This window comes from Nocardia sp. NPDC003345 (assembly GCF_053589395.1).
In genome coordinates this window covers 1-5,405 of record NZ_JBSFRU010000392.1, presented here as the reverse complement: position 1 = coordinate 5,405, position 5,405 = coordinate 1, and the positions used below count along the sequence as shown (strand labels likewise).

Here is a 5,405-nt window from a genome sequence, read left to right as displayed (position 1 = left end):
GGTACGCGCGGGTGTTCGCCGGGGACCGGTATCTGTCCGGTGACCTGGCCCGGCGCGACGCGGACGGCTACTACTGGTTCGTGGGCCGCGCCGACGATGTGATCGAATCCGCCGGTCACCTGATCGGGCCCTTCGAGGTGGAGAGCGTGTTGATGGCGCACCCCGCGGTGGCCGAAGCCGGCGTGATCGGGATACCGGACCCGCTGGTGGGCGAGCTGGTGAAGGCCTTCGTGCTGTTGCGTCCCGGGTTCACGCCGTCCGAAGAGCTACGCACCGAACTCGTGGCCTTCGGGCGCCGTGCGCTGGGGGCGGTGGCGCCCAAATCGATCGCTTTCAGCGATGCGCTACCGCATACCCGCAGCGGGAAGGTGATGCGGCGGTTGCTGAAAGCGCGCGAACTGGGCCTACCGGAAGGTGACGTGTCGACACTGGAGAACCTCCGGTGACCGCGACGGAACCGGCCACCTGTGCCGGCGCCGGCCCGCTGCTCACGTCCCCGGAACGGATCGAACTGTTGCGGCAGATGATGCGAATCCGCCGCTTCGAGGAACGTTGTGTGCGGCTGTACAGCGCCGAGCAGATCCGGGGTTTCCTGCATCTCTATATCGGCGAAGAAGCGGTGGCTGCCGGGCTGTTCCGGGAGATCGAGCCCACCGACGCGGTGGTGTCCACCTATCGTGAGCACGGCCATGCGCTGGCCCGCGGCATTCCGATGCCGGAGCTGATGGCCGAGATGTTCGGCCGGGCGACCGGGTGTAGCGGTGGGCGCGGCGGTTCCATGCATCTGTTCGACGCGCAGCGGCGCTTCTACGGTGGTAACGCGATCGTCGCCGGTGGGCTACCGCTGGCGGTCGGACTCGCCCTGGCCGACGTTATGCACGTCCGGCCGCTGGTCACCGTATGCCTGTTCGGGGACGGCGCGGCGGCCGAGGGCGAGTTCCACGAATGCCTGAATCTGGCGGCACTGTGGCAGCTGCCGGTGCTGTTCGCCTGTGAGAACAATCGTTACGCGATGGGGACCGCGCTGCACCGGGAACACGCGGTCACCGACCTGGCGCTGCGCGCCGCGAGCTACGGCGTGATGTCGTGGCCGGTGGACGGTATGGACGCCGAGGCGGTCGCGGCGGCCACCCGGCGGGCGGTGACCGCCATCCGCGGTGGCGCCGGACCGTGCTTCCTGGAATTGCGGACCTACCGTTTCCGCGCGCATTCGCTCTACGACGCGGACCGCTACCGCGACAAGGCCGAGATCGAGCGGTGGAAGGCACGCGATCCGATCCCACGGCTGTCCGCCGAGCTGCGGGCCGCGGGCGAACTGGACGACGCCGAGCTGACAGCGCTCGAAGACGGTATCGAGGCGGAAATCGACGCCGCGATCTCGACCGCCGAGCAGGCCCCGGCCGAACCGGTCGAGCAGCTGACCCGCCACGTCTACGCGCAGCGGTCATGACGACGTATCGGGAGGCGCTGCGCGCCGGGCTGCGGGAGGCTCTGGACCGCGACGACCGGGTCTTCCTCATGGGCGAGGACGTCGGCGCCTACGGCGGGTGTTTCGGCGTCAGCCGCGGTCTGCTCGAGGAATACGGACCCCGCCGCATCCGGGATACCCCGCTGAGTGAATCGGCGTTCGTCGGCGCGGGAATCGGCGCCGCACTCGGCGGGATGCGCCCCGTTGTGGAGATCATGACCGGCAACTTCAGCCTGCTGGCGCTGGACCAGATCCTCGACAACGCGGCCACTCTGCGGCATATGTCGAACGGCCAGTTCGGGGTGCCGCTGGTGATCCGGATGGCCACCGGGCCGGGCCGCCAGCTCGCCGCCCAGCATTCGCACAGCCTGGAGGCCTATTACGCGCACATCCCCGGATTGCGGGTGGTGGTACCGGCGACGGTGGCCGACGCGCGCGGCATGCTGTGGACCGCGCTGCAGGACCCGGACCCGGTCGTCGTCTTCGAGCCCATCTCGCTCTACAACCTCGACGGAGACCTCGCTGAGGACGCCGGAGCCGTCGATATCGACCGGGCCGTGATCCGCCGGCCGGGAACCGATGCCACCGTCGTCGGCTACGGCGCCACGGTCTCGATCGCCCTGACCGCTGCCGAACAGCTCGCCGGTGAAGGCATCGACGTGGAAATGATCGACCTGCGCACTCTGCGCCCACTCGATGAGGCCACGATCACCGAATCGCTGACCCGCACCCACCGGCTGGTGATCGTGGACGAGGGCTGGCGCAGTGTCGGTATCGCCGCGGAGATCGCCGCCCGCGCCGCCGAACACGCCTACTACGACCTGGACGCCCCGATCGGCCGGGTGTGCACGGCGGAGGTTCCGATCCCGTACGCGCGTCAGCTCGAGGAGGCCGCGCTACCACGACCGGAAGCGGTGGCCGACGCTGTGCGGGCGGCGGTCAGCTGAGGTGACGGAATTCCGGATGCCCTCGCTCGGTGCCGATATGACCGAGGGCACGTTGCTGCACTGGCTCGTGCGGCCCGGCGACACCGTGCGCGCCGGCGACGTGATCGCCGAGGTCGACACCACCAAATCCGCGATCGAGATCGAATGCTTCGAGACCGGGGTGATCGGCACCATCCTTGTGCCGGAGGGCCGGACGGTTCCGGTGGGGACGGCCCTGGCGACCATCGAATCCGCCGACCAGGCGGTTGCGACGGCGCCGGAGCCGCAATCCGGTACCGAGGAGAGTTCGCCCGTGCCCACCGGATCGCCCGTCTCCGGCAGTGGGCAGCAGGCCAACGGCGCAGGCTCGGCCGACGCCACCGCGACGCACGATTTCCGCGCCACCCCGTTGATCCGGCGCCTCGCCGCCGAGGCGGGAATCGACCTGACGGCGGTGCGCGGATCCGGCCCGCACGGAAGGATCATGCGGGCCGATATCGACGCGGCCGTAGCCGCCTGTGCACCCGCGCGCCCCACCGCGCCAGTGCCCGAGCCCGGAAGTGCCGCGCCCGCCGGCGCGCCGGTCACGTCGAATGCGGCGGCTCCCCGCGAGAGTCCGCCTTCGCGGCGAGCCTCCGGGTACGCACGTCGATTGGCTGCCGAAGCCGGTGTCGATTGGGCGTCGCTGGACGGTTCGGGACCCGGCGGGGCGGTACGCGCCCGGGATGTCCGCGCCGCGATCCCGCCCGAATCGGACGCGGTGCGCCCGGCACCGGGACCGGCCGCGGAATCGGTCACACCCCCCACGAGCGCCGCAACCCGAGGCGGTGCCGTCGCCGGGGCGACGTCGGCGGGCGGCCGTGACCGGGCGGCGATCCGGCGGCAGATCGCGGCGGCGATGACCCGGTCCAAACGTACGGTGCCGCACTACTACCTGTCCGACGATATCGATGTCGACGCCGCGGTGCGCCGGCTGCGAGAGACCAATACGCACGCCCCGGTCGCCGACCGGATCGTGCCGTCCGCGCTACTGCTGTGCGCCGCCGCCCGGGCCGCCGCGACAGTCGGCGAATTGAACGGGCACTGGATCGGCGACGAGTTCCGGCCCGCGCCGCAGGTCCATCTCGGGGTGGTGGTGTCGCTGCGCGGTGGCGGTATTCTCCTGCCTACCATCCCCGACGCCGACCAGCTGCCGGCTGCCGCGATGATGGCCGCGCTCCGGGGTGTGGTGGCCCGCGCCCGGGAGGGCCGGTTGCGCTCGTCCGACACGGTCGACGCCACGATCTCGGTGACGGCTCTGGGCGAGCCGGGGGTGCGGGCGATTTTCGGTGTCGTTCCGGCGCCGCAGGTGGCCATCCTGGGATTCGGCGCCGTCACCGAACACCCCTGCGTGGTGGGCGGTTCGGTCGAGGTCCGGTCACAGGTGACGGTGACGCTGTCGGCCGATCACCGGGCCAGCGACGGAGCGCTGGGCGCCCGGCTGCTGGCGACCGTGGGGGAGTTGCTTCGACATCCCGAGGAGTTGTGATGATGGAATCCGGAACACTGTCCGCAGACCAGGCCGATCAGCTGGTGCGGGTATCGCTGCGCGGGTTCGACACCGAGGAGCGGATCGCCCGCCTCGCCGACGACCAGCCGTTGCGCAGCGCTCTCGAGCTGGACTCGATAGATTTCCTGACCTTCGTGGAGCGCCTGTCCGCCGGATCCCGGCGGATAGACGAAAGCGACTATCCCCGACTTGCCACGATCGGCTCGTGCGTCGAATTCCTGACCGCGACCGATTGAGGCGAGCAGAGTATCGGTCCGGGATCGTCGCTCGATGTTCACGGCATCCGTGCCGCGATCCGGAACCTGTCGAAGGTTGGGAGTAGAGGTGCTCCCCGGCAGAGCAGTGGGGGCGGTAGTGGGGCGGTTATCGCCCGCCCGGGCCGGACGGACGGGGCCGCCGCGACTTACGAATGAGGCGGCGAGCAGCGTAGACGAGTGCGCCCGCCGCGAGGACCGCGGTGCCGGTGAGCACGGCGGGCAACGGAAGCGTCGCTGCGAGGACCAGACAACCCAGCAGACCGGCCGCGGGAACAACGCGGCGCCTACCGTCCGGAAGCGTCCACGCTGAGGTGTTGGCGACCGCGTAGTAGACCAGAACCCCGAACGACGAGAACCCGATGACCGCGCGCAGATCGGCCACCGCGGCGAGCAGCGCGACGGTGACCCCGACCGCGAGTTCCGCGTGGTGGGGGACCTGCAGGCGCGGGTGCACCGTTGCCAGGGTGCGGGGTAGGTGCCCGTCGCGCGCCATCGCCAGGGTGGTGCGTGAGACACCGAGGACGAGCGTGAGCAGGGCGCCGAGAGCCGCGACCGCGGCGCTCACCCGCACCACCGGTTCCAGCAATCGCGCCCCGGCCGCCACGACCACCTGCGACAGCGGGGCCGGGGTGGCGGCGAGTCGCTGCGGACCGAGCACGAGGAGGGCGGCCACCGCAAGGGTGACGTATACCCCCAGCGTGATGCCCAGTGCGAGCGGTACCGCGCGTGGGATGGTGCGGGCGGGATCCCGGACCTCCTCGCCCAGCGTGGCGATTCGCGCATATCCCGCGAACGCGAAGAACAACAGGCCTGCTGCCTGGAACACACCCGCGACGGTGATCTCGGTACCGAGGCGGAGGTTGGCGGAGTCCGCGGTGGGGGCGGTGAACGCGACGGCGGCGATGGCGGCGAGCACCGCGAGCACGCCGGTGACGAGTACCCGGGTCAGCCACATCGACTTCCGGCCCCCGGCCATGGTGATCGCGGTGAGCGTGACCACCGCGGCGACCGCCACCGTATGTGCGTGGGCGGGCCAGGCATACAGGCCGACGGTCAGCGCCATCGCCGCGCAGGAGGCGGTCTTGCCCACCACGAACGACCAGCCGGCGAGGTGGCCCCAGAATTCGCCGAGGCGTTCGCGCCCGTAGACGTAGGTTCCGCCGGCGGCCGGGTAGTGCGCCGCCAGCCGCGCCGAGGACATCGCG

6 protein-coding genes are annotated in these 5,405 nt (G+C 70.9%); 5 read left to right on the top strand and 1 reads right to left on the bottom strand.

The genetic code is table 11. From position 1 onward, the window contains the following. The 5 genes from ACWDU1_RS28920 to ACWDU1_RS28900 all read left to right on the top strand — a co-directional run. Positions 1 to 446 (top strand): AMP-binding enzyme (locus ACWDU1_RS28920; RefSeq protein WP_450003290.1); only part of this gene is annotated, 446 nt, incomplete at its 5' end. Positions 447 to 484: 38 nt separating this feature from the next. Then, the gene (gene pdhA / locus ACWDU1_RS28915) at positions 485 to 1,450 is read left to right on the top strand and encodes a pyruvate dehydrogenase (acetyl-transferring) E1 component subunit alpha (RefSeq protein WP_450003292.1); all 966 of its coding nucleotides are present in this window, start codon (positions 485 to 487) and stop codon (positions 1,448 to 1,450) included. Next, the gene (locus tag ACWDU1_RS28910) at positions 1,447 to 2,415 is read left to right on the top strand and encodes an alpha-ketoacid dehydrogenase subunit beta (protein WP_450003288.1); all 969 of its coding nucleotides are present in this window, start codon (positions 1,447 to 1,449) and stop codon (positions 2,413 to 2,415) included. Before pdhA ends, ACWDU1_RS28910 begins: the two co-directional genes overlap by 4 nt. A 16-nt stretch (positions 2,416 to 2,431) precedes the next feature. Beyond that, positions 2,432 to 3,922 carry a dihydrolipoamide acetyltransferase family protein gene (locus ACWDU1_RS28905; protein ID WP_450003286.1) on the top strand — a complete coding sequence of 497 codons (1,491 nt, stop codon included), beginning with the start codon at positions 2,432 to 2,434 and terminating at the stop codon, positions 3,920 to 3,922. After that, positions 3,922 to 4,179: a hypothetical protein gene (locus tag ACWDU1_RS28900; protein WP_450003284.1), complete on the top strand. Its 258-nt coding sequence runs from the start codon at positions 3,922 to 3,924 to the stop codon at positions 4,177 to 4,179. The genes ACWDU1_RS28905 and ACWDU1_RS28900 overlap by 1 nt, the downstream gene beginning before the upstream one ends. A 127-nt stretch (positions 4,180 to 4,306) precedes the next feature. On the opposite strand, the gene ACWDU1_RS28895 is transcribed toward ACWDU1_RS28900, so the two are convergent. After that, a partial coding sequence (locus ACWDU1_RS28895; RefSeq protein WP_450003282.1) for an APC family permease occupies positions 4,307 to 5,405 on the bottom strand: 1,099 nt, incomplete at its 5' end.